At 54.9% G+C, this 24,802-nt stretch carries 28 protein-coding genes; 8 read left to right on the top strand and 20 right to left on the bottom strand.

Going from position 1 to position 24,802, the window contains the following annotated elements:
- The first annotated feature begins 117 nt into the window (after positions 1-117).
- The 4 genes from ABIE61_RS05830 to phrB are packed head-to-tail and all read left to right on the top strand — an operon-like array spanning position 118 to position 3,754.
- Positions 118-747 (top strand): sigma-70 family RNA polymerase sigma factor, encoded by a 630-nt coding sequence (locus tag ABIE61_RS05830; RefSeq protein WP_206840233.1) that lies wholly within the window; start codon positions 118-120, stop codon positions 745-747.
- Positions 744-1,394, top strand: coding sequence for a ChrR family anti-sigma-E factor (locus tag ABIE61_RS05825; protein ID WP_354407597.1), 651 nt, complete (start codon positions 744-746; stop codon positions 1,392-1,394). The genes ABIE61_RS05830 and ABIE61_RS05825 overlap by 4 nt, the downstream gene beginning before the upstream one ends.
- Before the next feature lie 17 nt (positions 1,395-1,411).
- Positions 1,412-2,374, top strand: coding sequence for a YbgA family protein (locus ABIE61_RS05820; protein WP_354407595.1), 963 nt, complete (start codon positions 1,412-1,414; stop codon positions 2,372-2,374).
- Entirely contained in the window at positions 2,375-3,754 is a 1,380-nt protein-coding gene (gene phrB / locus ABIE61_RS05815) for a deoxyribodipyrimidine photo-lyase (RefSeq protein ID WP_354407592.1), read from the top strand. It begins immediately after the preceding gene.
- Here phrB and ABIE61_RS05810 read toward each other — a convergent pair whose 3' ends face one another.
- Positions 3,755-4,225 (bottom strand): Dps family protein, encoded by a 471-nt coding sequence (locus ABIE61_RS05810; protein WP_091825208.1) that lies wholly within the window; start codon positions 4,223-4,225, stop codon positions 3,755-3,757.
- A gap of 309 nt (positions 4,226-4,534) precedes the next feature.
- On the opposite strand from ABIE61_RS05810, the gene ahpC reads away from it, so the two are divergent.
- Both ahpC and ahpF read left to right on the top strand, forming a co-directional pair.
- Positions 4,535-5,092 carry an alkyl hydroperoxide reductase subunit C gene (ahpC, locus tag ABIE61_RS05805; RefSeq protein WP_425270444.1) on the top strand — a complete coding sequence of 186 codons (558 nt, stop codon included), beginning with the start codon at positions 4,535-4,537 and terminating at the stop codon, positions 5,090-5,092.
- A 125-nt stretch (positions 5,093-5,217) separates the two neighbouring features.
- Positions 5,218-6,756 (top strand): alkyl hydroperoxide reductase subunit F, encoded by a 1,539-nt coding sequence (gene ahpF / locus ABIE61_RS05800; protein WP_354407589.1) that lies wholly within the window; start codon positions 5,218-5,220, stop codon positions 6,754-6,756.
- 59 nt (positions 6,757-6,815) lie between these two features.
- Here ahpF and ABIE61_RS05795 read toward each other — a convergent pair whose 3' ends face one another.
- The 6 genes from ABIE61_RS05795 to ABIE61_RS05770 all read right to left on the bottom strand — a co-directional run bounded on the left by ABIE61_RS05795 (position 6,816) and on the right by ABIE61_RS05770 (position 12,365).
- Positions 6,816-7,382 carry a PH domain-containing protein gene (locus tag ABIE61_RS05795; protein WP_354407586.1) on the bottom strand — a complete coding sequence of 189 codons (567 nt, stop codon included), beginning with the start codon at positions 7,380-7,382 and terminating at the stop codon, positions 6,816-6,818.
- A gap of 124 nt (positions 7,383-7,506) precedes the next feature.
- Complete coding sequence (locus tag ABIE61_RS05790) at positions 7,507-8,406, bottom strand: SphA family protein (RefSeq protein ID WP_354407583.1); 900 nt, start codon at positions 8,404-8,406, stop codon at positions 7,507-7,509.
- 63 nt (positions 8,407-8,469) lie between these two features.
- Positions 8,470-9,012, bottom strand: coding sequence for a flavin reductase family protein (locus ABIE61_RS05785; protein ID WP_354407581.1), 543 nt, complete (start codon positions 9,010-9,012; stop codon positions 8,470-8,472).
- Position 9,013: 1 nt separating this feature from the next.
- A complete protein-coding gene (locus tag ABIE61_RS05780; protein WP_354407578.1) occupies positions 9,014-10,258 on the bottom strand; it encodes a styrene monooxygenase/indole monooxygenase family protein in 1,245 nt (414 codons plus the stop codon).
- 72 nt (positions 10,259-10,330) lie between these two features.
- Positions 10,331-11,119, bottom strand: a complete 789-nt coding sequence (locus ABIE61_RS05775; RefSeq protein ID WP_354407577.1) for an SDR family oxidoreductase — start codon at positions 11,117-11,119, stop codon at positions 10,331-10,333.
- Positions 11,120-11,129: 10 nt separating this feature from the next.
- Positions 11,130-12,365, bottom strand: a complete 1,236-nt coding sequence (locus tag ABIE61_RS05770; protein WP_354407574.1) for a dienelactone hydrolase family protein — start codon at positions 12,363-12,365, stop codon at positions 11,130-11,132.
- Positions 12,366-12,578: 213 nt separating this feature from the next.
- On the opposite strand from ABIE61_RS05770, the gene ABIE61_RS05765 reads away from it, so the two are divergent.
- Entirely contained in the window at positions 12,579-13,589 is a 1,011-nt protein-coding gene (locus tag ABIE61_RS05765; protein WP_354407572.1) for an AraC family transcriptional regulator, read from the top strand.
- A gap of 34 nt (positions 13,590-13,623) precedes the next feature.
- Here ABIE61_RS05765 and ABIE61_RS05760 read toward each other — a convergent pair whose 3' ends face one another.
- From ABIE61_RS05760 to antA, 7 genes are all read right to left on the bottom strand, one after another.
- Positions 13,624-14,883 carry a TRAP transporter large permease gene (locus ABIE61_RS05760; RefSeq protein WP_206840202.1) on the bottom strand — a complete coding sequence of 420 codons (1,260 nt, stop codon included), beginning with the start codon at positions 14,881-14,883 and terminating at the stop codon, positions 13,624-13,626.
- Positions 14,880-15,389, bottom strand: a complete 510-nt coding sequence (locus ABIE61_RS05755) for a TRAP transporter small permease (protein ID WP_354407570.1) — start codon at positions 15,387-15,389, stop codon at positions 14,880-14,882. Before ABIE61_RS05755 ends, ABIE61_RS05760 begins: the two co-directional genes overlap by 4 nt.
- A 99-nt stretch (positions 15,390-15,488) precedes the next feature.
- The gene (locus ABIE61_RS05750) at positions 15,489-16,475 is read right to left on the bottom strand and encodes a TRAP transporter substrate-binding protein (RefSeq protein ID WP_354407568.1); all 987 of its coding nucleotides are present in this window, start codon (positions 16,473-16,475) and stop codon (positions 15,489-15,491) included.
- A gap of 59 nt (positions 16,476-16,534) precedes the next feature.
- Positions 16,535-17,458: a catechol 2,3-dioxygenase gene (locus ABIE61_RS05745; RefSeq protein ID WP_354407566.1), complete on the bottom strand. Its 924-nt coding sequence runs from the start codon at positions 17,456-17,458 to the stop codon at positions 16,535-16,537.
- A 39-nt stretch (positions 17,459-17,497) separates the two neighbouring features.
- The gene (gene antC, locus ABIE61_RS05740) at positions 17,498-18,517 is read right to left on the bottom strand and encodes an anthranilate 1,2-dioxygenase electron transfer component AntC (protein ID WP_354407563.1); all 1,020 of its coding nucleotides are present in this window, start codon (positions 18,515-18,517) and stop codon (positions 17,498-17,500) included.
- A gap of 44 nt (positions 18,518-18,561) precedes the next feature.
- Positions 18,562-19,050 carry an anthranilate 1,2-dioxygenase small subunit gene (gene antB / locus ABIE61_RS05735; protein ID WP_354407560.1) on the bottom strand — a complete coding sequence of 163 codons (489 nt, stop codon included), beginning with the start codon at positions 19,048-19,050 and terminating at the stop codon, positions 18,562-18,564.
- 3 nt (positions 19,051-19,053) lie between these two features.
- Positions 19,054-20,439 (bottom strand): anthranilate 1,2-dioxygenase large subunit, encoded by a 1,386-nt coding sequence (antA, locus tag ABIE61_RS05730; protein WP_354407557.1) that lies wholly within the window; start codon positions 20,437-20,439, stop codon positions 19,054-19,056.
- Between the two features lie 267 nt (positions 20,440-20,706).
- Between antA and ABIE61_RS05725 the strand changes: the two genes are divergently transcribed.
- Complete coding sequence (locus ABIE61_RS05725; protein ID WP_354407554.1) at positions 20,707-21,714, top strand: AraC family transcriptional regulator; 1,008 nt, start codon at positions 20,707-20,709, stop codon at positions 21,712-21,714.
- Between the two features lie 25 nt (positions 21,715-21,739).
- On the opposite strand, the gene ABIE61_RS05720 is transcribed toward ABIE61_RS05725, so the two are convergent.
- The 6 genes from ABIE61_RS05720 to ABIE61_RS05695 form a co-directional block, all read right to left on the bottom strand.
- Positions 21,740-22,669, bottom strand: a complete 930-nt coding sequence (locus ABIE61_RS05720; RefSeq protein WP_354407552.1) for a ZIP family metal transporter — start codon at positions 22,667-22,669, stop codon at positions 21,740-21,742.
- Between the two features lie 204 nt (positions 22,670-22,873).
- Positions 22,874-23,146, bottom strand: a complete 273-nt coding sequence (locus tag ABIE61_RS05715) for a Txe/YoeB family addiction module toxin (RefSeq protein WP_354407549.1) — start codon at positions 23,144-23,146, stop codon at positions 22,874-22,876.
- On the bottom strand, positions 23,127-23,399 hold the full coding sequence (locus tag ABIE61_RS05710; protein ID WP_354407546.1) for a type II toxin-antitoxin system Phd/YefM family antitoxin: 273 nt from the start codon (positions 23,397-23,399) through the stop codon (positions 23,127-23,129). Before ABIE61_RS05710 ends, ABIE61_RS05715 begins: the two co-directional genes overlap by 20 nt.
- Positions 23,400-23,563: 164 nt before the next feature.
- Positions 23,564-23,755, bottom strand: a complete 192-nt coding sequence (locus ABIE61_RS05705) for a 4-oxalocrotonate tautomerase (protein ID WP_091825178.1) — start codon at positions 23,753-23,755, stop codon at positions 23,564-23,566.
- A gap of 10 nt (positions 23,756-23,765) precedes the next feature.
- Complete coding sequence (gene dmpH, locus ABIE61_RS05700) at positions 23,766-24,572, bottom strand: 2-oxo-3-hexenedioate decarboxylase (RefSeq protein WP_091825175.1); 807 nt, start codon at positions 24,570-24,572, stop codon at positions 23,766-23,768.
- On the bottom strand, positions 24,572-24,802 hold a 231-nt coding region (locus ABIE61_RS05695; RefSeq protein WP_502915042.1), incomplete at its 5' end, for a 4-hydroxy-2-oxovalerate aldolase family protein. The genes dmpH and ABIE61_RS05695, both read right to left, overlap by 1 nt.

Here is a 24,802-nt window from a genome sequence, read left to right as displayed (position 1 = left end):
TTACGCGTCCCTGATATGGCTGGATCATCGACATTGTGAAGCCAATACTGTATCAACAACAGAAATATCAGTATCCAGCCTGATCCACCCACGGCCACTCATGCGTATGGAGAGCAAATGCAGATAGACCAGCCTGAAGGAGGCGATGTGAACGCTGCCGCTGTTGATTCTGCCGCTCTCAGAGCGCGCGACTCAGAGGAAAGGAGAAAGCAGGTGCGTGATGACTGGAGTGCCTGTCTGACTGCACTGGCCGAGAGCCGGGACAAGTCTGAATTTGCTCGCCTATTCTCCCACTTTGCCCCTCGGGTCAAATCCTACATCTTGCGTTTGGGGATGCCTGAAGCCAGTGCTGAAGAGATCACCCAGGAAGCAATGCTGCTGGTCTGGCGCAAGGCGCACCTGTTCAATCGAGCCAAGGCCAGTGCCAGTACCTGGATATTCACCCTGGCGCGAAACCAAAGCATCGACCGGATGCGGCGCGACAAAATGCCATTGTACGAGCTGCCTGAAGAAGAACCGGATCCTGATGAGCGTGATATGAACGAGCACGGGGTACTGGAAGATCGCATGCGGGCTGCAATCGAGACGCTGCCCGAAAATCAGGCTCAGGTGCTGCATTTATCCTATTACGAGGGCAAGAGCCATTCCGAGATCGCTGACCAGCTGGGTATACCGCTGGGCAGTGTAAAGTCACGATTGAGACTCGCATTCAGTAAGCTCAAGGCCCACTGGGGGGAAGAAGAGTGAAAATCAGCCATCATTTTGACGACGCAACCCTGATGGCGTACTCCGCTGGTACCTTGCCACAGGGCATGGCACTTCTGGTTGCCTGTCATCTGCACTGGTGCCCGCACTGTCGTGAACGGATGCACGCCACCGATGCGGTTGGCGGAGCACTGCTGGAACAACTGCCACCAAGCCACCTGCAAACTGATGCCTTTGAGCAGCTGCTGGCACGGCTTGATGAACCGGAACACGAACTCTGCACTTCGGTGCCGGAAGCCTACGCCAACCCGGAGCTGCCGGCACCTTTGGCACAACTGCTCGACAAGCCGCTGGATGAGTTGCCCTGGAAACGGATCGGATACGGCGTCAAACAGCTCGACCTGCACCTGGATGGTCCCGGTGCCACACGCCTGCTGCGTATTTCGCCAGGGGTTTCGGTACCGCACCACACTCACGGCGGCAATGAGCTGACGCTGATCCTGAAAGGCTCCTATAATGACGAGTTGGGGCGTTTCTGTCAGGGTGATGTGGCCGACCTTGATGGTGAAGTGAGCCACCAGCCACTGGTCGATACCGATGAAGAGTGTATTTGCCTGATCGCCACCGATGCCCCGCTCAAGTTCAGCGGACTGGTTGGGCGGCTGGTACAGCCCTTTATCGGTCTGTAAACAAACTGGGAGTGTCCATGTCGGATCAGACAGCAGGCAAAATTCCGGTCGGCATCAGTGCCTGCCTGACCGGTCAGAAAGTGCGCTACAACGGCGGTCACAAGCAATCTCGCTACTGTCTGGATGTGTTGCAGGACTGTTTCGAGTTCAAGACCTTCTGCCCTGAAGTGGCGGCAGGTCTTGGCATACCCCGTGAACCGATACGCCTGGTTGGCCTGCCCGATGAATTGCCTCGTGCACTGGGCACCAATGACCCCAGTCTGGATGCCACTGACGACCTGTTGGCGGTCGGCACCGAGTTTGCCCGTCAAAACAGAGAACTGCGCGGTTTTATTCTGATGAAAGGCTCCCCCAGCTGCGGCATGGAGCGGGTCAAGGTCTATCACCCCAACGGCATGCCGAACACCGCCGATCAAGGGTTGTTTGTGCGTGCGTTACGGCAGACCAATCCAGAGCTGCCTCTTGAAGAAGAGGCTCGGATGAACGATGCCGTGCTGCGAGAAAACTTTATTGCACGCGTATTCGCCTACGATGACTGGAAAACCAGTATCGAGCCTGACCCTTCCTATCACGCCATCATTCAGTTCCACAGCCGGCAGAAGTATTTGCTCATGGCGCATCACTATGAAGGCTACCGTGAGCTGGGTCGTTATCTGGCCGATGCGCACCAGCAACCGCTACCAGAAGTGATGCAGCATTACATCAGTCGCTTCATGCATCACATGAGTCACAAGGCCACACGCAAGACACACACCAATGTACTGATGCACATACTCGGTTATCTCAAGAAAGAGATAGACAGCGAGTGCAAGCAGGAGTTGCTGGATGCCATCGAGCAGTACCGTCAGGAGCATGTTCATCTGGTTGTGCCATTGGCCCTGCTCAAGCACTACGTCAAGCGCTTCGGCTCTGATTACATTCGCTCACAGACCTACCTGAACCCGCACCCGCACGAGCTGGGGCTTAGGAACTACATCTGAATGCAACTCGTCTGGTTTCGCAACGACCTGCGCCTGCAGGACAACCCGGCACTGCATGCTGCCTGCAGCCGAGGTGAGCCGGTTACGGCACTGGTCTGCCTGACCCCACAACAGTGGGAAACACACCATGAATCCTCGGCCCGTATTGCTTTCTGGCAAGATCGTCTCAACTGGCTACAGACCGAACTTGAAGCCCTTAACATTCCGCTGCTCCGGCTCTCGTTGCAGAGGTTCAGTGACTGCCCTGCAGCAATTCTTGAGCTGGCGCGTTCGCTGCAGGCAAGCCATCTGCATTTCAACTACGAATACCCGCTCAATGAGCAAAACCGTGACCGAACAGTGTGTGAAACGCTGCAGTCTGCCGGGATTGCCGCTTGGGGCTATCATGGCGACCTGATTCTGCCACCGGGCAGTGTACTGACCGGCAACGGAGGCCCCTTCAAGGTATTCACCCCTTTCAGCCGCGCCTGGCGACGTCATCTGCTGCAGGTCGACCATGCCCCCCTGCCCACCCCCACAGCCGTTCCTGTGTCAGATCAAACCTCAACAACCGCACACGCTCGGGCCGACTCCGATGCCTATGACCGCTTGCGCTGGCCCGTTGATCAAGCGGCTCTGTTGGAACAGTTGCAAGGTTTTGTGGAATCGCAGGAGCCCTGTTACGCCGAAAAACGCGACTTCCCCGCCATCAAGGGAACATCAAGCCTGTCCCCCGCACTGACAATCGGAGCACTGTCCGCTCGCCAGTGTCTGGCGGCGCTGCAACAGGCACGAGGCGATGACAGCTGGCTGGAAAGCACTTGGCTGAATGAGTTGATCTGGCGCGAATTCTACCGCCACCTGCTGGTGGCTTTCCCTGGCCAAAGTCGACTTGAGCCGTTTCGACCCGAAGTGGAAACACGCATCAGCTGGCTTGAAAACGAGAAGGCCTTCGAGGCCTGGAAGGCAGGGGAAACCGGATATCCCATTGTTGACGCTGCCATGAAACAGTTACTGGCCACCGGGTGGATGCACAATCGCTTGCGCATGATTGTTGCCAGCTTCCTGACCAAGCTGCTCCGTATCGACTGGCGCCGGGGTGAAGCGTTCTTCATGTCAAAGCTGATTGATGGGGATTTCGCTTCCAATTTGGGGGGGTGGGCCTGGAGTGCGTCAGTCGGGGCAGATGCCGCACCCTACTTCCGCATTTTCAATCCACAACTGCAGAGTGAAAAGTTTGACCCCAACGGAGAGTTTATCGCTACCTGGCTGCCGGAACTCGTCAGCCTCCCGCCAAAAGAACGTCACAAGCCCGGTGCGGGGCGCCACTTAGGGCGCCCCGCACCGGTCGTAGATTACAAGCGCGCCCGTCAGGCCGCGCTTGATGACTACAACGGATGATCAGCCCATCCAGGCGCTGAACATCCACACTGTCTTCTCCTGCTGAGTGATGTAGTCACTCATCAGGGTGGCAGTACCTTCGTCCTGAGCATCCTGAGCCAGTTCCATGACTTCACGCTGCATGCTGATCAGCTGCTTGTAACCCTGCAACAGGCCCTGCACACAGAGCTTGCCTTCGGTTACATTTTTGGCTTCCTTGACTTCGCTGTTTTCCAGGTAGTCGCTGAACGCATGCATCGGTCGATGACCCAGTGTCAGAACACGTTCGGCGATCTCGTCCACTTTCAGCAGCAGGTCGTTGTACTGCTCCTCAAACTTGACGTGCAGTTCGAAAAATTCGGGGCCACGCACATTCCAGTGGTACCCACGTACATTCATGTAGAAGATTTGGTAGTTGGCCAGCAGTGTGTTGAGTCTTTCAGCCAGCTGCTTCGATTTGTCGCTGTCCAGTCCAATACGGTTGGTTTGCATGTTCGCCTCCTTACTTGGCTTGGCGTAAAAAATCAGTCCGTATTCAATTCTTCAGGGCAGTCTGGTCGGGTTTCAACCCCTTGGGCAAGATTCTTTTCTCATGCTCAAGGGCGAAATCCGGCAGTTATTGCCATTTCATGGAATCAGCATAAACTGATGTGAGCTGTTTTGCAGCACAGTTGCTGATAGATAAAATTTATCAACCAATTAGCGGCTATCAATTTCATTAGGCTGCAATTCTGCTCTAGTATTGTCTTCGACTTCAAAACGATCCACTCAATCGAGCCAAGGAGAAATACACACATGGGTATCGTCAATACCGAAATCAAACCGTTCAAGGCAACTGCATTCAAAGCGGGTGAGTTCGTTGAAATCACCGAAGCTGATGTAAAAGGCAAGTGGGCCGTATTCTTCTTCTACCCGGCTGACTTCACTTTCGTTTGCCCGACCGAGCTGGGTGACGTAGCTGACAAATACGAAGAACTGCAGAAGCTGGGCGTGGAAGTGTTCTCTGTGTCTACCGACACTCACTTCACTCACAAAGCTTGGCACGACACGTCTGAAACCATCGGCAAGATCCAGTACTACATGGTTGGCGACCAGACCGGCACCATCACCAACAACTTTGGTGTAATGCGTGAAGGCATGGGTCTGGCTGACCGTGCTACCTTCCTGATCGACCCGCAGGGTGTGATCCAGGCTGTTGAAATCACTGCCGAAGGCATCGGCCGTGACGCTGACGACCTGCTGCGCAAGGTTAAAGCCGCTCAGTACGTAGCTTCTCACCCGGGTGAAGTATGCCCGGCGAAGTGGAAAGAAGGCGAAGCCACTCTGGCACCGTCTCTGGACCTGGTTGGCAAAATCTAAGATCAGCCTGCTGTCCCCCCGCCGGTTTGCACTGACCGGCGGGTCTTCCTCTCCCCCCGCTTTGCAAAATCCTTTTCGTTATACATGCTTATCTGACACGACCTCACAAACACAGGGATACGTATATGTTGGATGCCAATCTGAAACAGCAATTGAACACCTACCTGCAAAATATTGTGGCCCCGATTGAGCTGAGCGTGTCGAGTAATGACAGCCCCAAATCACGAGAACTCAGCGACCTGGCACAGGAAATCGCTGAGCTTAATGAAAAAATCACCCTCAGACAGGTTGAGGGCGCACGCGCTCCCAGTCTCGCCGTCGGCCCTGCCGGTCAGACACCGCGGGTCAACTTCGCCGGTATCCCCATGGGCCACGAATTCACCTCGCTGGTGCTGGCACTGCTGCAGGCCGGCGGTCATCCGTCCAAGGCCGATGCAGCAATGCAGGAGCAGATCCGCAACCTGAAGGGTGAGTTCCACTTCGAGACCTACATCTCACTGTCGTGCCAGAACTGCCCGGACGTGGTACAGGCATTGAACCTGATGGCGGTGCTGAACCCGAACATCACCCACACCATGATCGACGGTGCCCTGTTCCAAAAAGAAGTTGAAGAACGTCAGATCATGGCCGTTCCGTCCGTCTATCTGAACGGCGAACACTTTGGTCAGGGCCGCATGACGCTGGCCGAGATCGTCAACAAGCTGGATACCGGCGCAGCCGAGAAGAAGGCGGCTGAGCTGAACGCGCGCGAGCCTTACGAAGTGTTGATCGTCGGTGGTGGCCCGGCCGGTGCCTCGGCAGCGATCTACGCCGCACGCAAGGGCATCCGCACCGGTGTGGTCGCCGAGCGCTTTGGCGGTCAGGTGATGGATACCGTCGGCATCGAGAACTTCATCTCAGTGCCTTACACAGAAGGCCCGAAACTGGTCGCCAGCCTGGAGCAGCACGTAAAAGAGTATGAAGTCGAGGTGATCACCGAGCAGTCAGCGGCAAAATTGACCAAAGGCGAGCTGATCGAGGTGGAACTGGCCAGCGGTGTGACGCTGAAGAGCCGCAGCGTGATTCTCGCCACCGGCGCTCGCTGGCGTGAAATGAACGTACCGGGCGAGCAGGAATACCGCGGCAAGGGCGTGGCCTACTGCCCGCACTGCGACGGTCCGCTGTTCAAGGGCAAGAGTGTCGCGGTGATCGGTGGCGGCAACTCTGGCATCGAGGCGGCGATTGATCTGGCCGGCATCGTCAAGGACGTGACCGTGCTGGAGTTCTCCGACACCCTGCGCGCCGACAGCGTGCTGGTGAAGAAGGCAGAGTCCCTGCCCAACATCACCATCATCAAGCAGGCGATGACCACCGAAGTACTGGGGGACGGCAACAAGGTGATCGGCCTGAAGTACAAGGACCGCAAGACCGATGAGTCTCATGTGGTGGATGTGGCCGGCATCTTCGTACAGATCGGTCTGGTGCCGAACAGCGAGTGGCTGAAAAACAGCCTGGAACTGACCGAGCGCGGCGAGATCGTCATCGACAGCCACGGCGCCACCTCCATGCCGGGTGTGTTCGCGGCCGGTGATGTAACCGCGACACCGTACAAGCAGATCATCATCGCCATGGGATCAGGCTCGACGGCCGCCCTCGGCGCCTTCGATTATCTGATTCGCCATTGATCAAATTCGGGTGGTGACAGGCATCACCACCCGCAGACACCACCGATGCCAGCCCTTCTTCATTCCTGAGATTGTTTGCTTCTGCGCGCCAGCACGATACGGTCTATTTTTTCCCGCACCTCATCCGGCGAGCGCACAAAGGTAAATTTCAATTGGTTGTTGCCCCTGCCTGAGATGATCAGATCGGCATGCCCCAACAGCCGGCCCAGTGGGCCTTGATGCAGCGACACACCATCCACACTGAGCAGGTACAGTTCATCAGTCGCCCGACCGATCAAACCACGACGGCTCAAGATCCTCAGGCTGGTTACTGAGTAACGCCGACTGGCTTCACGTATCAACTGACGCAATGCCCCTGCACCCACCAACAGTGCCAGCAGACCAAATACTGCTGCTATCCAACTGGCCGGAATGCCCGCTCCTTCCCACAGAAAACGGGTGGCCAAGGCCCGGTACTGCTCGACCAGCCACCAGCTGTCCCAAAATGGCACCCTTTCCTGTGCCTTGAACATTCCCCACATAAGGAGCAGCGCAATTGTAAGATCCAGCATCCCCCGCAGCATAGCCAACGGGGAGCGACGAATATTAAGCAGTGATTTTTCATTGGGGAGCATAGGGCCATCCATTCCAGCATCCTTGTTCAGTGCGCATTGTAACCGAGATTTTATCAATATCGATCTGCAAGCGGATGACAACGGAAGAATGGCATGTGAAAAATGCCGGCCCTGAGATCAGGACCGGAAAGACCGATCAGAAGGGGATGATGGTCTTGATCCAGAAGGCATCACCTTCAGGACGGTTCTCAACGGCAAATTCTTTCTGGTACTTCAATGACAGGAAGAAACCCTGACCATTGTCATACTTGATGGATGGACCAATAGCGAAAGCCTGCCCCTCGTTGCCAATGTCAACTCCGTTCACCTTGTCAGGTGTGGTCTGTTTGTAACCATAGCCACCCACACCCACGACCCAATTGGGACTAACGCCGTAGCCAAGCGAGTAATCAAAATGAAGCTCCTGACCTGACTGGTAGTCAGTGTCGTCATTTTCGAAGTTGTAGTCGTACATCACCTTGATGTCGGCATTCCAACCCGTGGGGTTGACCCAGGACGCCGCATACGCGGCCTGTATACCCCAGTAATTGCGACCTATGTTGGCCATCTCGCCGGCATCGTACTCACCTGTCGGGACGAAGATATCCATACCGACCACAGAGTGAAAGTTGGGGCTGTGATGATACGCCAAAGCAAACGCGGTCAGGTCGAGGTCACCAATACCCTGATTACTGTCAGCCATACCATTTACCGAGACATCCAGATCTACCAGCGGCAGCAGGGCTGCATGGAATAGCTGACCACCCAGAATGGTCTTGTCAGTGACCCAAACCAGACGTGGCGCGACCACATTGGCACGCAAGCGGAAGTCGATCGGCAAGCTATCGCCGGAATCATCCATCAAATCGTCGGCAGCATAACGATTGGCATAGATCAGCGGGTACACACCAGGCGGTGGCAGCACGCCCATCAGGTAGTTCTCGGCCCCCATCGGATAATTGGAGCCGCCGCCCTCTGTGGCCCGAGCCTCTACCGTCAACATCAATGCCAGCGCAATCGCGGCAGTCAACCCCTGTTTACTCGATATATTCATCATGCACGGAATCCTGTGTTGTTATTGTTATCAAGGCGCCGCGCACAGATGGCGGCACCCCTGGTTTCAATTTGCCAGCTGTACGAAGGCCCCCCTGTAAAACAGCAAGGGCTCGCTCGGCAAGGTCGTCAGGGCCTCAACACGCCCAACAATCAACAGGTGATCACCCAGCACGCGCGTAAACTCCACCGTACATTCCAACTGCGCCTGAGCCCCGTCAAGCAACGGCACTCGATGACTGTTAAGCCGGTACTCCACGTCCCGAAACTTGTCTTCAACCGGTCGTGCAAACTGCAATGCAAGCGCTTCCTGCTCTCGCTGGAGAACGTTAATCGCAAACGGCCGTCCCTCCTCAAATGCACCACAGTTAGGAGATCGCAGCGCCAGACTCCAAAGTACCAGCGGCGGGTCCAGAGACAATGAAGAGAAAGAGTTTGCCGTTATCCCGATCGGCTGACCATCGCTTCCCCGAGCCGTTACCACTGTCACACCGGTTGCAAACAGCCCAAGTGCATCACGAAATGCTCGTGGATCGAGTGCAGGTGCAAGGGTAGCGGCGGCGGGGGCTTTCGTTTCGATCGCCGCATTGGCAGTGTTCATTGTTGTCATCTCAGGCCGCTCCCTGTTGCATATGGGTGTCGATAAGGTTCTGGCACGCTTCGGCATCCAACCACCAGGGCATGTAGTCGGGCGGGTTGTCAAAGCCATTGGCAAGACGTGCTGCCAGCGATGGTGACTGCTGGGCGGCCCCTAACAGTTCCAGAATGTGCTGTGGCGGGGGCAGAAGAAAAGCATTGGTCCACTCGACTACCTGAGACGCATATGCCCAGTAGGTTTCAAAGGTCTGCTGCATCCACTCTTCAGTGAAGGGTTGATCGCCATGAGACAGTATCGCGTTGAGATACACTCGGCTGCATTTTGCACCATTATTGGAGCCTTGACCGGTAATTGGATCGTTGACCACCAGCGCATCGGCAATGCCCATCACCTTGCGACCTGACGGCAGAGTTGCCACTGGCTTGCGAACCGTTGGCGCGAAGCGGCCAGCCAGTACACCGCCGTCATCCGTCAACTCAACGTTGTGGCATCGCTCGGCTTCCCAGGGTGCGTAGGTACGGATGATTTCAAGGCTGCGCTGCAGGTGCTCCTGCGGCGTTGTGACATCGCCCCAGCAGTCCATGGGGCCACCCGGAATCCCCTCAAACACCATGATTTCACAGGGTCCGCTCAATGTGAGAGCCGGGAAGACAAAGTATTCGCCCACCCCCGGTATCAGGTTGAAGGCCACGCGGGAGTAGGGCTCCTTGGGGGTCATGCCGTGAACGTAGGTCAGTGCCAGTGCACGCTGCGGTTTATCAAAGCGAGAGCGCTGTTCATCACGCTCAAACATGCGCACGATTTCGCCCTTGCCGGCGGCTACCAGCACCAGCTCATAGGCCGCCGCCAACTCTTCCAGTTCAGCCACGCCCACATCACAGATCTGCAGCTCACCACCCAGCCGTTCAAACTCGTCCATCCAGACCGGCATTTTCAGGCGTTGGTCCACCGACTGGGCCTTATTATCCAGTCGAGCCGACCAGTCGATCAGTTTGTCGCCTGCCTTTTCGGGGTTGGGGACGGACACCCCTATTCCCTCCACCGGCGGGCAGTCGTGCTCCCAGAAATTCAACCCCAGTTCTCGCTCGGTCTGCAGTGCTTGGTCGAACATGCACTGACTGGACATGACCTTACCACTGCGAATCTGCTCGCCGGTACGGTTGGAAAGAATGGTCACGTCATAGCCGGCCTTGAGCAGGCCGATACCCGTTTGCAGGCCAGACTGGCCCGCACCTACGATTGCGATTTTGCGTGTCATGGAGAGACTCCGATCTTATTGTTATGCTGCGGGCCGAGTGAATCGACCCGTTGTTGAGTTAAAGCTGGACGGTTATTCCGCCAATTTGGGAATGGCCGGTTCCTGCTGTTCCGGTCCCAGTGAGGAGTAACCGCCATCAACGGCGTAGTCCGCACCGGTTACGAAACTTGCCCGTGGCGAGCAAAGGAAAAGCACCACCTCCGCCACCTCATCAGGACCACCCAAACGCCCCAACATGTGGAAAGGTGCTGCCACGCGATCGGCCTTCGCCCGATCACCACCACTGACTTCTTCGATTACACGAGACCAGGTCCAGCCCGGCGAAACCGAGTTGACCCGTATGCCATCCGCGGCGAAATCCAGTGCCATGCTGCGGGTAAGATGTTTGAGAGCCGCCTTGCTGGCGGGGTAAATCCAGCGGCCGGTCTGGGCGGCTTGAGCCGAAATGCTGGTAAAGTTGACGATGCAGCCGCCTTTTGACTTGCTTAACCAGGGACGCACTGCCCGTGCGGCCATGACAGCACTGACCACATTGATATCCAGCGCCTTGAGCCAGTCCTCCCGGTTGGAGTCGGCACCCTCATCGAGGTAACTGCACGCCAGGTTGATCAGATAATGTAGCCCACCGAAATGCTCTGCTGTCTGCCGAACAGCGGCTTTAAGCTGACTGTCGTCCGTAATGTCGGTTTTGATAAACAGAGCCGCAGGGCCCAGCCGATCCGCCAGACTCGCCCCGGCCTGTGCGTCGATATCCAGAATCGCCACATTGGCCCCATCACGAACGAAAGCCTCAGCCAGGGCCGCACCGATCAGGGTAGCTCCCCCGGTAATCAGCGCCGTACGATTGTTGAACTCACTCATGGCCACGCCCTCATTCCTTTCCAGCGCTGCTGGGCCAGGTTGGCATCAACTCGTTGGATGGCAGAGTCTCGTCAAGCAGCTTCGCAGCCGTTTCACGACCGGCGACCGGCAATCCCTTGGGGTCCAGCACACCCAGCTGCACCAGCACCGTGGCCTGATCCCAGTAGATATGCTCGTGGTAAAGCTTGTCGCCGCGGAATTTCACCACTGCAACAAAAGGAACTTCCACATACTTGCCGGTCGGCTCGATACCTGGCACCAGCCAGTCGATTTCGCGGTCATGGGTAAAACAGAACAGCAGCTCATCCACGATCTGGGTATCACCTATGGTGCGAGAAATCGGGATCAGCTTGGTGTCAGCCGGATTTGAGTTGACGAAGTGATGTTTGTAGAAACGGTACAGGTCCTTGTAACCAACCCCGCCGGTCAGCGTCGGAATGTGGTTAACGTAGGGCTCTGCCACCATGGTTGCCATGGTATCGTCGACGTTGCGGGTATCGAATTCGTACTCACAGTGCTTGTCCCACAGGTGAGACAGGTTGTAATGAGGACCGATGGCTCGGCGCAATACGGCAACTGAACGTTCATGAGCAATCAGGGCTGAAGGTTTGTGATAATGCTCAGAGCCCGGACGCGCAAAGGCATGATCTACCCCGGGATAGAGGTACAGCTCAACATTCTCGTGCGACTCCAGAGCCGCAAAGATATCGTTGCGTGCAGATGCCGGACAGTATTCATCGTTTTCGGCAAAATGCAGCAGCAGGCGTCCCTTAATGTTATCCGCTTCATCCAGATGGTTCTCCATCCCCATGCCGTAGTAGCCGATGGCCGCATCCACGTCACAGCGGCAGGCCGTCAGGTACGCCATGCGGGCACCCAAGCAAAAACCCAGCACACCCACGCCACCCGTACACTCTTCACGTGAGCGCAGGGCACTCAAAGCGGCATCGATGTCTTCAACACCCTTGTCCTGATCGAAGCCTTGAAAGAACCCAAACGCCTTCTGCCATGAGTCTTGGTCATAGCCCAGCTCTACATTGGCTTCCTGACGCCAGAACAGATCCGGCACCAGAACAACATATCCCTCCTCGGCATAGTAGTCGGCGATCTCGCGCATCGTAGCGTTAACACCAAAAATCTCCTGCAGCAGAATCAGGCCCGGCCCCTTCCCTGCCGATGGAACCGCCAGATAACCGGTAAATGCGCCTGAACCGTCTTTTGAGTCGATATCAATCTGAATTCCCATAAATGGCTCCTTTTATTATTTTTCATATTTCAGAGCCCATACTATTTAAAATTAGCCTTTTTAAACGATCCATTTCCGGCAGCAACTATCCATATAGTGCAGAAAAGTAAAATTGTTTATCCACCTCCTGCACATCACCTGTTTATAATGATCACACCCTGAGCAGCCGCAGCTCTAAATGCGGAAAGATAAATATAAGAAGGGAAGTAGCCCATGCCACCCAAAAAAACCATTCCGCCCATGTTGGCGAATGCTTTGCTGTATCAGCCTGAAACCCTGGTATTGAACTCCTGCGATATTGATGAGGTGAGAAACACGGTCGGCCAGTCATTCAAGCCACATAACTTGAAGCCCGTTCGACACACCTCTGCCCTCGAATCCAGACTGCACCAGTTTTCAGTAGGACATGTCTCATTCCATCGGCTTAAGTATGGTGGAGAGGTCGAGGTTGACCCGGAGTGCCTTGACGACTTCTTCCTGGTCCAGATGCCACTGACAGGCAAGGCCGATATCAGCTGTGGCGACTGTTCGTTACTCTCGAGCTGCCAGCAGGGCGTAGTTTTAAACCCGACTCAACGCCTCAAGATGCACTACAACAGCGAATGCGATCAGTTGATGCTGCGCATAAGCCGCCTGGAGCTGGAGCAAGTCTGCAGCCGCTTGCTGGGGCACAACCTCAAGCATCCGATAGAATTCGATTGTCACCTTGACTGGTTGCACTCGCCTGCCTGGCTGCACATGTTGGAATACATCATTCAGTTGCAAAAAGATGCACCTGACTGTCTTCAGCAAACACTGGTATCCCGGCAACTGGAAGAGCTGGTCATCAGCACGCTGTTGAGTCAGCAACCCAGTAACTACCTGGAGGAGCTCACCCAGGATGCTCGGTCACTGGCCCCACGTCATGTCAAACGCGTGGAAGAGTACATCGAGTCACATGCCAAAGACCCGCTTACCCCCGGCATGCTGGCCGAACATGCGGGTGTAAGCGTACGCACACTCTATGCCGGATTTCGCGACTTTCGCCACATGAGCCCGATGGAGTTCCTGCGTAACGTTCGACTCCAGCGAGTACGAGAATCTTTACAGAACCCTGATAACCATCAGACCGTTACCGATACGGCCATACACTGGGGGTTTTCACATATGGGGCGCTTCAGCAAGGAATATCAGCTGCTGTTTGGCGAGAAGCCCAGCCAAACCAAGCGCAAGGCGCAGGCCTGAAAGCCCGCGCCTTGCCTTGACCCTGCTTGATCAACTAGAGCAGCATCAGTGACAGCTGAGGGAAGGCACTGAGCAGTATCAGGGTAACCAGTGTTGCCAACAGGAACGGCAACAGTGAGCGGAAGATTTTCATCGGCGGGATGCCGGTCATTGACGATCCAATGAACAACCCGGCCCCCACAGGTGGTGTCAAAAGCCCCATGACCAGCGTCAGGCACACCACAACACCGAACTGATAGGCACTGATATCGAACTGTTGCTGTGCAATTGGCAGCAGGATTGGTACCACCAGAATCAGGGCCGCGATACCATCGATCACCATTCCCACCAGAATCAGTACACCTACGACCATCAACATGAACACGAAGGGATCGGTTGTCTGCTGTGCAATCCACGCGGCTGCCGCCTGAGGAATCTGCTCATACACAATCACCCAGCCAAACACACCGGCGGCCGATATCAGCATGATCACCATGCCCGAGTTCAGCGCTGTACGTTTGAGAATATCCGGCAGGTGAGAAAACTTAAGGTCTTTGTAGACATACTTGCCGATCAACAACGCGGCCAGCGAGGCCAGCGCCGCCGACTCTGTCGGGGTCGCCAGACCTGTCAGAATACCGCCGATGATCACCAGCGGTATCAGGCCAGCCGGAATACCCATCAGTATGTAGCTTTTCATCTGCTGGCGATCGGGCCATTGTCCTGCCGGGTATTGCTGGACCAAGCCGATCACGGCGATGACGATAAAAAATAGCCCCGACATCAACAAGCCAGGCACGATACCTGCGATGAACATCTCGGCAATCGGGATCTGCGCCAATACGCCAAACAGCACAAACAGCATGGAGGGCGGAATGATGGGCGACAGCAAGCCACCAGCGGCGGTGATAGCTGCCGCATAAGAGCCGGAATAACCCTCCTTCTCCATTGCAGGCACCATGGCTCGCGACATGATCGCGATCTGTGACGCCGCAGACCCCATGATCGCAGCCATCATCATGTTGGCAACGAGGTTGATATAGGCAAGCCCGCCTCTGAAGCCTCCCACAAAGATGCGTGCCAGATTGATCAGGCGTGAAGTCAGCCCGCCCTCGTTCATTAATTCGCCGGCCAGCATGAACAACGGAATCGCCAACAGGCCGTAGCTTTCAATGGCGCCAAACAACTGCTGTGGATAGGAACTGAACAACACCGTATTACCGGACGTCGCGATATACCATAATGCCGTCAGTGCCAGAACCAGTGCGATCGGAACAGCGCAAAAAAGAAGTATAAGAAAGAAAACAAACGTCATGCCGAAGCCCTCTTGAAATAAACAGCTTTCTTCAGGCTTCCTGCCATATTACTCAATGCATGAACGGTTAGGGTGAACGAAAAAAATGGCAGTATCAGCCAGGGCCATATTTTAAGTGCCCCAAGAGTATTTGTTTTTTCCGAATATACAAAATTGAATGTATCACCCTGAAATGCCCGGATATCAAAATCAAATGCATACAGGGTTGCGGGATCAAGCCAGTGCCAGCACAAAACCATCAAACTCACGGCAAAAGCCAGGATCATCAAGTCGGAAAAGCACTGCATCCACGCCCGACTGCGTTCGCCCAACAGGTCAACCAGTATAGTGACTGCAATGACCTGACGTCTTTTGAGCACAACGGATGTAGCCAGAAAAGTGGTCCAAACCATGGCATAGATGGCCAGCTCATCAACCCAATAGATCGCCATCCCCAGGGAGCGGCTGACGATGTTCAGCAAAATAAGAAGGGTAACGGCTCCAGCCAATACCGCTGCCGCAACCATTTCAACTCTGGCCAATGCCTCGGAAAAGGTTCTCAACATAATGGAATCCTCACCCGCAACGGGGTTTACCGCTGCGGGCTTTTACAGAGTGGCTCAGGCTCAGTTGCTCTTGATGTCGGCAGCAGCCTGTCTCAGGTTGGGCAGCGACTTGGCCTTGGCGGACCAGATTTTTTCCCAGTCATCGATGGCTGCAGCAAAAGTCTCTCTACCCGCCTCTTCGATAGTAATATCAAGCGCACGCAGCTGCTGTTCCTGCTGACTTTCCTGCTGTTGGAAGTGATCAATCACACCATCAAGATGCTTTCGCATGCTGGCCTGAAGCAACTGGCGATCTTCTTTGCTCAGATCTTTCCACACACGCCCGGATACCACACCCACCATTGGGAACATCATATGGTTTGAAATCAGCAGGTTATCGGCACGTTCATAAAACTTGAAGATCAGGATAGAGTCAAAATCCATGTCAATCGCATCGATCTGCCCATTGGCCAGCGCATCGTACACGGCCGGCAGCGGCAGGGGCGTCGGTGCTGCACCGGTCGCCATGTAGAAATCACGCAGAGGCTCAAACGGTGTAATGCGCAGCTTCTTGCCCACCAGATCATCCGGCCCCTTGGCAGGGCTTCGACTCATGACCTGACGCATTCCCGCCATGCCATAGCCAACACCGACCAGTCCCGCTTCGGCCGGCAACTGGTTCAACAGATCGTTGGCTGCATCGGATCTCAACAGAGCGGCGGCCTGATCAATATTGTCGACTAGGTAAGGAGCATAGAGCGCACCGAAGTCCGGTACCCGGTTGGAAATCTCGGCAATAGTAAGGAATGCCATATCCAGCGCACCGGTTTGCAGTTGCTGCACCATTTGGGCTTCGTTACCCAGCTGCTGCGCCGGAAAGATCGAAATATTGTGCTCGCCACCTGATTGTTCCTTTACCTCATCGGCAAAGGCAACGGCAGCCTGCGTCCATTTATGTGACGGAGGCGTAATCAAGCCAAGGCGGAAGTCGCGCGCCTGAGCCGGCAGAGCCATCGCCAGAGCCAGTGCACCGGTCATGACAGGAGTGAGTAAGCGTTTGATAGACATAGGTAAACTCCAATGTTTTATTATTCTGGTCAGGACTGCGCCGAAGCGAAGATCCCGCCTCAGGTCAAAGCAGTCAGAAAGCGTTCATTAAGCTGGCGATCGTGATAGAAAATCGCTTTGCCAAGCATATCGGCGTCCCAAGTGATCGGCTCATGATCCGGGTAGAAATAATCCCCGCCACAGAATACCTCATTCCGATTGCCGGATGGATCAAAGAAATAGATTGTTTGACCATGGGTGATGCCGTGACGGGTTGGACCGATGTCAATCGAGGTATCGGTCATCGAGATCAGATCCCCGGCCCGCAACACATCCTGCCAAGTCTCCAGCAGGAAAGAGGCATGGTGGAATTTATTGGGCTCGGGGTGATCGATGAAAGCAATATCGTGCGCCTTCATACTGCAGGTCAGAAACTGTGCCACACGCTTGCCATCAGGGGTCACCACCTGCTCACACAGATCAAAGCCCAGGACTTCTTTAAACAGCTCCAGCGTTTTGTCCAGCTCCGGGCCATACAGCAGGCAATGATCAAAGCGCTCGGCCTTCATGCCCTTGAGGTCTCGCGGCCAGGCTTCCGGGTTATGATTACCCACGCCGTAGCGACCGGTCTGCACCTTGTCGGCGAACAGCTCAAAGCTGTGACCGGTCGGGGCCACAAAGCGGATACGACGACCACAGCCTTCCAGCTCACCGGCCGGAATCTGGTCCACCTGACAGCCGAAGGCGATCAGTTCGCCGTGCAGCTGCTCCAGCGCCGCTTCACTCACCACCTTGAACCCCATGAAATCCATCCCCGGCTGATCGGCTTCACGCAACACCACCGAAAATCGATCCACCTCGGTCCAACCCTTGAGATACACGCGGCCCTGACTGTCCCGATCCACTTCGATCAGCCCCATCAGGTCGCGGTAATGAACCAGAGCCTCATCCAGATCCAGCACCCTGATTTGAACATGGCCTGGACGCATTACGCCTTTTTTCATTGTGCTTACCTCATCATTATTATTGTGTTGGGCTACCTGTTAACTGGCCGAAAACTTCTCGAAGTAGATGCTGGCATTCGCCATCTGACGCTGATCCAGCCAGTTCTTGACCGCTTCGACCATTGGCGGCGGGCCACACAGATAGGCGTCGACCTCACCGTCATTAAAGTGATGCTCTTCAAACAGATCCGTCACCACCCCCTGTGCACCCTTCCAGCCTTCGCTGGGCTGCATGACGATGGTCTGAAAATGAAACCCGGGGACAGCCTGCCGGTAGCGCTCCAGACGCTCCAGTTCGCACAGGTCCTCGGGGCGGGTCACGCCATAGAACAGCGTCACCGGCTGATTGACGCGGTCGGGGGCTGACTCCATCTGATCCAGCATGCCCAGAAAGGCCGCCAGCCCGGTCCCCCCCGCCACCATGACCAGCGGGCGCTTGACCTGGTGCAGATAGAAGGCACCCAGCGGCGCTTTCAGCCGGATCTGGTCGCCGGGCTGGGCATGCTCACGCAGGTAATTGCTCATCACTCCATCCGGCAGCAAACGGATCAGCAACTGCAGCTGGTTGCTCTCATTGGGCTCACAGGCAAAGGAGTAAGATCGCCATTCGTCGGTACCCGGTACCTGAACATGGGCGTACTGACCGGGCAGGAAGTCCAGCTGCCCCTTGCGACCACTGGCATCCAGGTGCAGCGTTGCGGTGGAGTCAGACAGCACTTCCACTTTTGCCACAACGGTTTCAACCACTTCAGGCCCGGCACTGCTGCACAGCGAAGAGTCAAAGTCGAAGCGTACCGCACAGTCACTTTCGACCCGCATCTGGCAGGCCAGAATACCGCCCCTGGCCAGATCATCTTCGCTGAGCGCATCCTCATCTACATATTCGAGGTCATATTGCCCCGACTGGCAGGTGCCCTTGCAGGAGGCACAGACCCCTTCGCGACAATCAACCGGCAACGTCAGGCCATGACGCAGTGCGGCATCGATCAGCATTTCACCGGGGTTGATCGAAATAAAATGGGTCCGTCCATCACTGAAGTTCAGTGCTACCTTATGCATACTACTCACCACTTCTTTCGGGGATCATGAGCACCTTGCGGTGCTCAGACATGGTAGAAATCCAGCACATGGCGGATTTTGTCATTCAACACGATGGAACGCTTGCTGGTGATCTTCCAGCCATTGCCCTCTTCACGCAGACGGTATTCCGCCCAGCCAAAGAAGCATTCGGCTTCGCCAAAGCGGTAGAAATGGGTGACCCAATTGACTCTGGCCTTCCACTGCCCATCTTCCTGCTGTTCCGCCTGAACATTGTTGATCAGATGTACAGTGCGCGGCATCGGGGTACAGGCTGCACTTTTGCCGGTACGGATACGGAACACTCGGTCCTCTAGCCCGGCCCGATTCGGGTAATAGATCAGAGACATTTCACGCTTGGGGTCTGTGGTATACACATGCTCGCTATCCCATTGCGGCATATGAAACTCGGCACTCTCGTCAAACGCTGCCAGGTATTCATCCCACTGCTGACGATCACAATATTCGGATGTGCGGTACAGGAACTGCTCGATGCTCTGGATAACATTGCTCATTGCTTAACCCTCCTTCTTTGCCTTGGCTGCCAGACCTTCGAGCAGATAACGCTGCCACGCGGAATGCTGATTCACGTACAGGCCTTCCTGAGTAAACTCGGTACCGGTCAGTACCGGGCTGATGCCCAGCGCTTCGGTATTGACTGTGGGCTCTGATGTCCAGTTTTCACAACCGCGCGAGATATCGTTCCAGCGTTCGGCACGTCCTTCAAAGCCGATCTGGGCTTCACGGAACTCGACCAGATCGTCCGGCGTACCCATGCCAGAGACATTGAAGAAATCTTCGAACTGGCGGATACGGTTCTCACGGTCAGCATCTGACTCACCCTTCACTCCCAGACAGAAGCTGTGTACTTCCGTTTTGTTCCAGGCCACCGGGCGAATAACACGCAGCTGAGAGCTGATCTGATCCATGAAGAAGAGACTGGGATAGATGTTCAGGTTACGCAGGCGATGCATCATCCACTCGGCGCGCGCCTGGCCATACTCTTCCACCAATCGCGGCATCACCGAGGCATAGCCCGGTCGCACGTCAGGGTTGGGCATGTCACTGAACAGGATGGTGTGGCCATTTTTGAATGCAAACCAGCCATCATCGGTTTCCTTGTCACCGGCACCCAGCTTGCTGTAATCCAGCGTTTTACGGGCTTCGTTGGATTTGGCGGCTTCCTGCTGCTGACGCTGCTGCACGGTAGCGACATAGTTAAAATGCACGGTGCTGACATGGTAACCGTCCAGACCGTTTTCGTTCTGCAGCTTCCAGTTGCCGTCATAGGTGTAGGACGAAGCCCCCGGCAGTACTTCAAGCTCGCCTGTGGGGGACTGAGCGGCCATCATGTCGAAGCCGATCTTCGCATCGCCCAAAAACTCTTCCAGCGACTGAGCCGACTCGGTATTCAGGTTGATAAAAACAAAGCCCTTGTAGTTGCTGACCAGTGCCTTACGCAGGCCGCGGGTAGACTTGTCAAAGTCCGCTGGGTACTCGTCCGGCGCCTTGACCTTAACCAGCTTGCCATCGGTCTTGTAACACCAGGCATGGAATGGGCAGGTAAACGTGGACTGATTGCCCTTGCACACCCGCGTCAGGGTTGCCCCACGGTGCTGACAGGCGTTGAGCAGCGCATGAATTTCACCCTTGGCATCACGGGTGATGATCATTGGCTGACGGCCAGCTTTCATGGTGAAAAAGTCGTTGGGATTGGCAACCTGGCTTTCGTGGCAGGCAAAAATCCAGGTGTTCTCAAAGATCAATTCCATCTCGAGATCGAACAGTTCTCGATCAGTGAAGATCTCACGAGCCACTCGGTAGGTCTTGTCATCAGGACGGTAGTCAAGCGCGGACTCAATCCTGTCGCGCCAGCTCTCAAGGGTCTGTTTGTTATTATTCATACTCAGGTCTCCTTTGGTGGCGAGCCAGTAACCACACCCGCCGTTTCTTTCGTCCTGTACATAAGACCAGAGCCGCTCACTGTGGAGCTATCCGCATTTTCCAGAAGATCTATCCTCTTTTCCCCTCCCTCGTCTGGTTGAATCCATGGCTGAAGCGCTAGCCGGCCAAACCTTGACCCGTTTGCACGCCAGGTGCTAGATTGAAAAATGGTTCAAGCAATAACCCAACAGACCTGAATATTTATAATAATTAAAACTGGTTGTTCGATGCTGAATAAAAACTACGATTTGGGAAGTACTGGTCCCACAAAGATTATTGCGGATATTCGTGATGCGGGTGATGCCATTTCCTGGATGTCCAATATATGTGGCCCACATGAGCTGAAAGTCCACAATGCAAAAAAAATGCATTTCAGGCATATTGGTAATGTATTAAACTCGACGACAACGGCTATCGGCCATATTGAATACGGCACAGACGTTACTGTTAAAGTTGAGGATCTCAACAACAGTTATAGCATCAGCCTTCCAGTCAGTGGATTTCAGGAACTGGATACGGGTGATAATACGGTTCAGTCCAACGTAACCAGCGGTGTCATCATCTCGCCGGCCAATGCCTGCGAGTTGCGAATCAGTGGCAACTGCCGCAAAACTCTGGTACGAATTTCCCGCCAGGCCATGGAGCTTGGCCTGGAATCCCTGATTGGGCAAAGTATCAGCAAACCCTTGATCTTCGAGTCAAAAATGGATGCGAACATCGGTGCATCCAGTGCCTGGTGGCGTACCATTCATTATATTGAAAGTGAGCTCTCCAACCCTGATAGCCTGTATAACAGCCCTGCCTTTATTCGTGACATCGAGCAGGCACTTATCAAGGGGATTCTCACCTCACAGCCACACAACTATTCAGATGAAATCAAGCGTGCGGTTCACAGCAAACTGCCCTCTTACCTGATTAAAACCATTGACTACCTTAAGTTGAATGCTCGTAACGAAATACATATTGATGATATTGAGTGGATATCAGGGGTTTCACGAAACAAGTTATACTCTGACTTCAAGCGCTATATCGGCGTTCCACCCACTGCCTATTTGAAACGCATCCGAATGGAAGGTGTTCGTACCGACATTATTAGATGCACAGGCGAAGAAAGCATTTCCACCCTGGCATTCAGCTGGGGCTTCAATCACTTGGGGCGCTTTTCAACTGAGTACAGAAAAATGTTCGGTGAAACGCCATCCGAAACTCAGGCCAAGGCCAGGTTCAACCTCTGAACAGAGGCAACCCGGCCCGGTCCGCCTATCCCAATACGGTATCCAGCACCAGCATGGCGGCGAAACCGCCCATCAAACCAAGCGTGGCCGGTGTCTGATGGCCGTTGCGGTGAGTTTCGGGAATGACCTCATGTGATACCACAAAAATCATCGCCCCGGCCGCAAGCCCCAGCCCTACCGGATAGGCCAGTGGCAAACCACCCGCTATACCGATACCCAGGAATGCCCCCAGCAGCTCCATTAAGCCTGTACCCGAGGCGACAATGGCAGCCATCACGGGACTCAACATGGCCGCTCTGAGCGCCAAAGCAACCGCCAACCCTTCGGGAACATTCTGGAACAGAATAGCCGTTGTCAGTGGCATACCCACACTCAAGTCGTTGTCGGCAAAACTGACCCCGATCGCCATCCCTTCGGGCAGGTTATGCAGTGCAATGGCCAGAAAAAACAGCCAGACTCTGCCTATTCGCTCGCACCCCGGACCACAGGGCCCCTCGTTTTCGTGTTCATGCGGTGTGAACTTGTCCAATCCCAACATCAGCAACACGCCCAACCCCATGCCAGTAATCACGACTGCAGCCGCAATATAACCCACACTGACCAAGCGCTCAGCAGCCTCAATGCCCGGCAGAATCAGCGAGAACGCACTGGCCGCCAGCATCATGCCGGCGGCGAACCCAAGCATGGTATCCTGAGTTCTGGCCTTTATATCCCGCAGCAGCAGCGCAAGGCTTGCCCCCACAGCAGTCGAGACAAAGCCCCCCAGCCCACCCAGCATGGCATTACCAAAACGCTCTCCGCCGCCATTTTGAATTTCAACAAGGCTGTTCTGTAACAGCAGCAAGAGTACAGCCACCACCGCAACCGCCATCCCGATGGCTGCCGTGCGGTGCTGGCGAATCTCTCGCCACAGCACTTCCTTGAACGAATAGTCGGGCGCCTGAACCTGATCCATGACAACATCTCCAATCATGTGGATATGTCACTTTATCTTAGCGCCACGCAACACACAGCGTCTAATCACCACTGACTATGTAGTTGATCGCTGAAAGCAATAGTTGAACGAAACCGCTTCGCAGTAGCTCCGTACTGACCGCCCCCGCAGGGTGATCGTCACCAGGTGCTATCCCGTTGCTCCGGCACACAATTTACAGCGACGTTAGGGCTGATCATAGTGACCACCAATAGCGAAGATATAAATGGACTTTTCGTCAAACCGATATATCAAACGATCTTTTTGTGATATCCGTTTGGACCAGAGGCCAGAGAGGTTGTGCTTAAGTGGTTCAGGCTTCCCCAATCCTGAAGCAGGATCGTTTGAACGCAGCATTTCCTTGAGTAATTTACACAAAGCCTTGTGCAATTGTTTGTCCTTCTCGCGCATAGTTTCATACGCTTCCCAGGTGTTGCCTTCAAATACCAGTGATCTCATTCATTTGCTCTTCAGTCGGTATATAGCCTTTGTCGCGGTTGTGGGTTTCCAGAGAGTGGGCAATCTGTTGCATGAGGCTCTGGTTTTGGAGAACATGAAGCGTTTCTTGTTCTCTCTCCCAGTCATCGGCGCTCATTACAACGAAAGCCTCTCCGGCTCGTCGAGTTACCTTGAGTGGCTCATGTCTGCTAACCACTTGTTCTACAAAGCCTTTCAGATTGTCTCTAAATTTGTTTACACTGATCGTGTCCATAACGGCACCTTCATGTACGGAGTTTCCGTACCAGTATATGTCAAGCGTCCTAACAAGGCCAAGGCAGCAGAACGTGTAGTTCCCCAATAAAAAAGAACCCCGCCAATGGCGGGGTAAAAGCTACAGTCAACGAGAGTTAAAACGATGTTGCATTGGCTGGTGCGCTAACGCCCCAGCTTTTTGGCCGACTGGCCACCGATACCGAAATGCTGTTTCGGCATCTCGGTAATGATGACCCGTACATTGGCCTCAGGGGAGTCGAGTGAGCGAGCAATCGCGCTGGTCACTTCAGCGATCAGCTGCTCTTTCTGCTCATCCGAGCGCCCTTCCATGATGTGGATTTGTGCTACCGGCATGGTGGCCTCCTCAGACGAATTTGCCGCTCAGAGTACCCAGACCCTGATAACGCACGGTGAAGGCATCACCCTTGTTCACCTGCACCGCTGCGGTGATCGCACCGATCATGATGAAGCTGCCTGCCGGCAGGCTTTCACCACGATCCGCCATCATATTGGCGAGCATGGCAACGGATGCAGCCGGATGACCCAGCACGGCAGCACCGGCACCGGTCTGCACCACTTCACCATTGATCTCCATGACCACACCAATGTTCTTCAGATCCACGTCAGCGATGTCGGCCATGCGACCGCCGGTAACGAAGCGGCTGGAAGAGGAGTTATCGGCAATCACGCTCTTGAGGTCAAACTTGAAGTCCTTGTAGCGTGAGTCAATCACTTCAACGGCCGGCATGACGAAATCGGTGGCGCGCAGCACATCACCGATGTGGACGCCCGGGCCTTTCAGTTCGTGTTTCAGTACAAACGCCAATTCAGCCTCGATCTTCGGATGGATCAGCTCATCGTGCTTAATCTCGCCACCCTCAGGTACGCTAAAGTAGTCGGCCAGGAAACCGTAGCAGGGCTGCTCGACACCCATCTGCGCCATCTTGGCCCAAGAGGTCAGGCCCATCTTCATGCCAACGATCTTGTGGCCACGCTCTTCCTTGCGGCGACGAATTTCCCACTGGATGTCGAAGGCATCCTTGTAGGTCATTTCAGGATAATCGTCCGTGATCTTGGTGATCTCATAGGCTTCCAGCTCGGCGTTTTCACAGTGAATCGCCAGCTCTTCAATCTGTGCCGGTGTCAGTTTGTTCTCGTATACTTCAGCCATTAGATCAACCCCTTCTCTTTCGCCATGGTCAGTGCCAGGTCTTCAATCATGTCTTCCTGTCCGCCTACGGTGCCGCGACGGCCCAACTCGACCAGTATGTCGCGCGCCGAGATGCCGTACTTCTTCTCCGCTCGCTCCGCGAACAGCAGGAACGAGGAGTACACACCGGCATAGCCCAGCGTCAGGGCGTTGCGATCGACACGGATCGGCTGGTCCATGATCGGCACGAT

Source organism: Marinobacterium sp. MBR-111 (assembly GCF_040547585.1).
GTDB classification, from domain to species: domain Bacteria; phylum Pseudomonadota; class Gammaproteobacteria; order Pseudomonadales; family Balneatricaceae; genus Marinobacterium; species Marinobacterium iners.
Note: the sequence above shows the minus strand (reverse complement) of the source record. Positions and strands in the feature narration are given on the sequence as shown.

Coding starts and splice junctions, on each gene's coding strand:
- ahpF (WP_354407589.1), top strand. CDS start 5,218: ATGTTGGATGCCAATCTGAAACAGCAATTGAACACCTACCTGCAAAAT.
- ABIE61_RS05715 (WP_354407549.1), bottom strand. CDS start 23,146: ATGAGATCACTGGTATTTGAAGGCAACACCTGGGAAGCGTATGAAACT.
- ABIE61_RS05790 (WP_354407583.1), bottom strand. CDS start 8,406: ATGATGAATATATCGAGTAAACAGGGGTTGACTGCCGCGATTGCGCTG.
- dmpH (WP_091825175.1), bottom strand. CDS start 24,572: ATGGCTGAAGTATACGAGAACAAACTGACACCGGCACAGATTGAAGAG.
- phrB (WP_354407592.1), top strand. CDS start 2,375: ATGCAACTCGTCTGGTTTCGCAACGACCTGCGCCTGCAGGACAACCCG.
- ABIE61_RS05745 (WP_354407566.1), bottom strand. CDS start 17,458: ATGAAAAAAGGCGTAATGCGTCCAGGCCATGTTCAAATCAGGGTGCTG.
- ABIE61_RS05810 (WP_091825208.1), bottom strand. CDS start 4,225: ATGCAAACCAACCGTATTGGACTGGACAGCGACAAATCGAAGCAGCTG.
- ABIE61_RS05785 (WP_354407581.1), bottom strand. CDS start 9,012: ATGACAACAATGAACACTGCCAATGCGGCGATCGAAACGAAAGCCCCC.
- ABIE61_RS05725 (WP_354407554.1), top strand. CDS start 20,707: ATGCTGAATAAAAACTACGATTTGGGAAGTACTGGTCCCACAAAGATT.
- ABIE61_RS05830 (WP_206840233.1), top strand. CDS start 118: ATGCAGATAGACCAGCCTGAAGGAGGCGATGTGAACGCTGCCGCTGTT.
- ABIE61_RS05720 (WP_354407552.1), bottom strand. CDS start 22,669: ATGGATCAGGTTCAGGCGCCCGACTATTCGTTCAAGGAAGTGCTGTGG.
- ABIE61_RS05755 (WP_354407570.1), bottom strand. CDS start 15,389: ATGGTTGCGGCAGCGGTATTGGCTGGAGCCGTTACCCTTCTTATTTTG.
- ABIE61_RS05765 (WP_354407572.1), top strand. CDS start 12,579: ATGCCACCCAAAAAAACCATTCCGCCCATGTTGGCGAATGCTTTGCTG.
- ABIE61_RS05820 (WP_354407595.1), top strand. CDS start 1,412: ATGTCGGATCAGACAGCAGGCAAAATTCCGGTCGGCATCAGTGCCTGC.
- antC (WP_354407563.1), bottom strand. CDS start 18,517: ATGCATAAGGTAGCACTGAACTTCAGTGATGGACGGACCCATTTTATT.
- ABIE61_RS05770 (WP_354407574.1), bottom strand. CDS start 12,365: ATGGGAATTCAGATTGATATCGACTCAAAAGACGGTTCAGGCGCATTT.
- ABIE61_RS05760 (WP_206840202.1), bottom strand. CDS start 14,883: ATGACGTTTGTTTTCTTTCTTATACTTCTTTTTTGCGCTGTTCCGATC.
- ABIE61_RS05710 (WP_354407546.1), bottom strand. CDS start 23,399: ATGGACACGATCAGTGTAAACAAATTTAGAGACAATCTGAAAGGCTTT.
- ABIE61_RS05780 (WP_354407578.1), bottom strand. CDS start 10,258: ATGACACGCAAAATCGCAATCGTAGGTGCGGGCCAGTCTGGCCTGCAA.
- ABIE61_RS05795 (WP_354407586.1), bottom strand. CDS start 7,382: ATGGATGGCCCTATGCTCCCCAATGAAAAATCACTGCTTAATATTCGT.
- antB (WP_354407560.1), bottom strand. CDS start 19,050: ATGAGCAATGTTATCCAGAGCATCGAGCAGTTCCTGTACCGCACATCC.
- ABIE61_RS05705 (WP_091825178.1), bottom strand. CDS start 23,755: ATGCCGGTAGCACAAATCCACATCATGGAAGGGCGCTCGGATGAGCAG.
- antA (WP_354407557.1), bottom strand. CDS start 20,439: ATGAATAATAACAAACAGACCCTTGAGAGCTGGCGCGACAGGATTGAG.
- ABIE61_RS05750 (WP_354407568.1), bottom strand. CDS start 16,475: ATGTCTATCAAACGCTTACTCACTCCTGTCATGACCGGTGCACTGGCT.
- ABIE61_RS05775 (WP_354407577.1), bottom strand. CDS start 11,119: ATGAGTGAGTTCAACAATCGTACGGCGCTGATTACCGGGGGAGCTACC.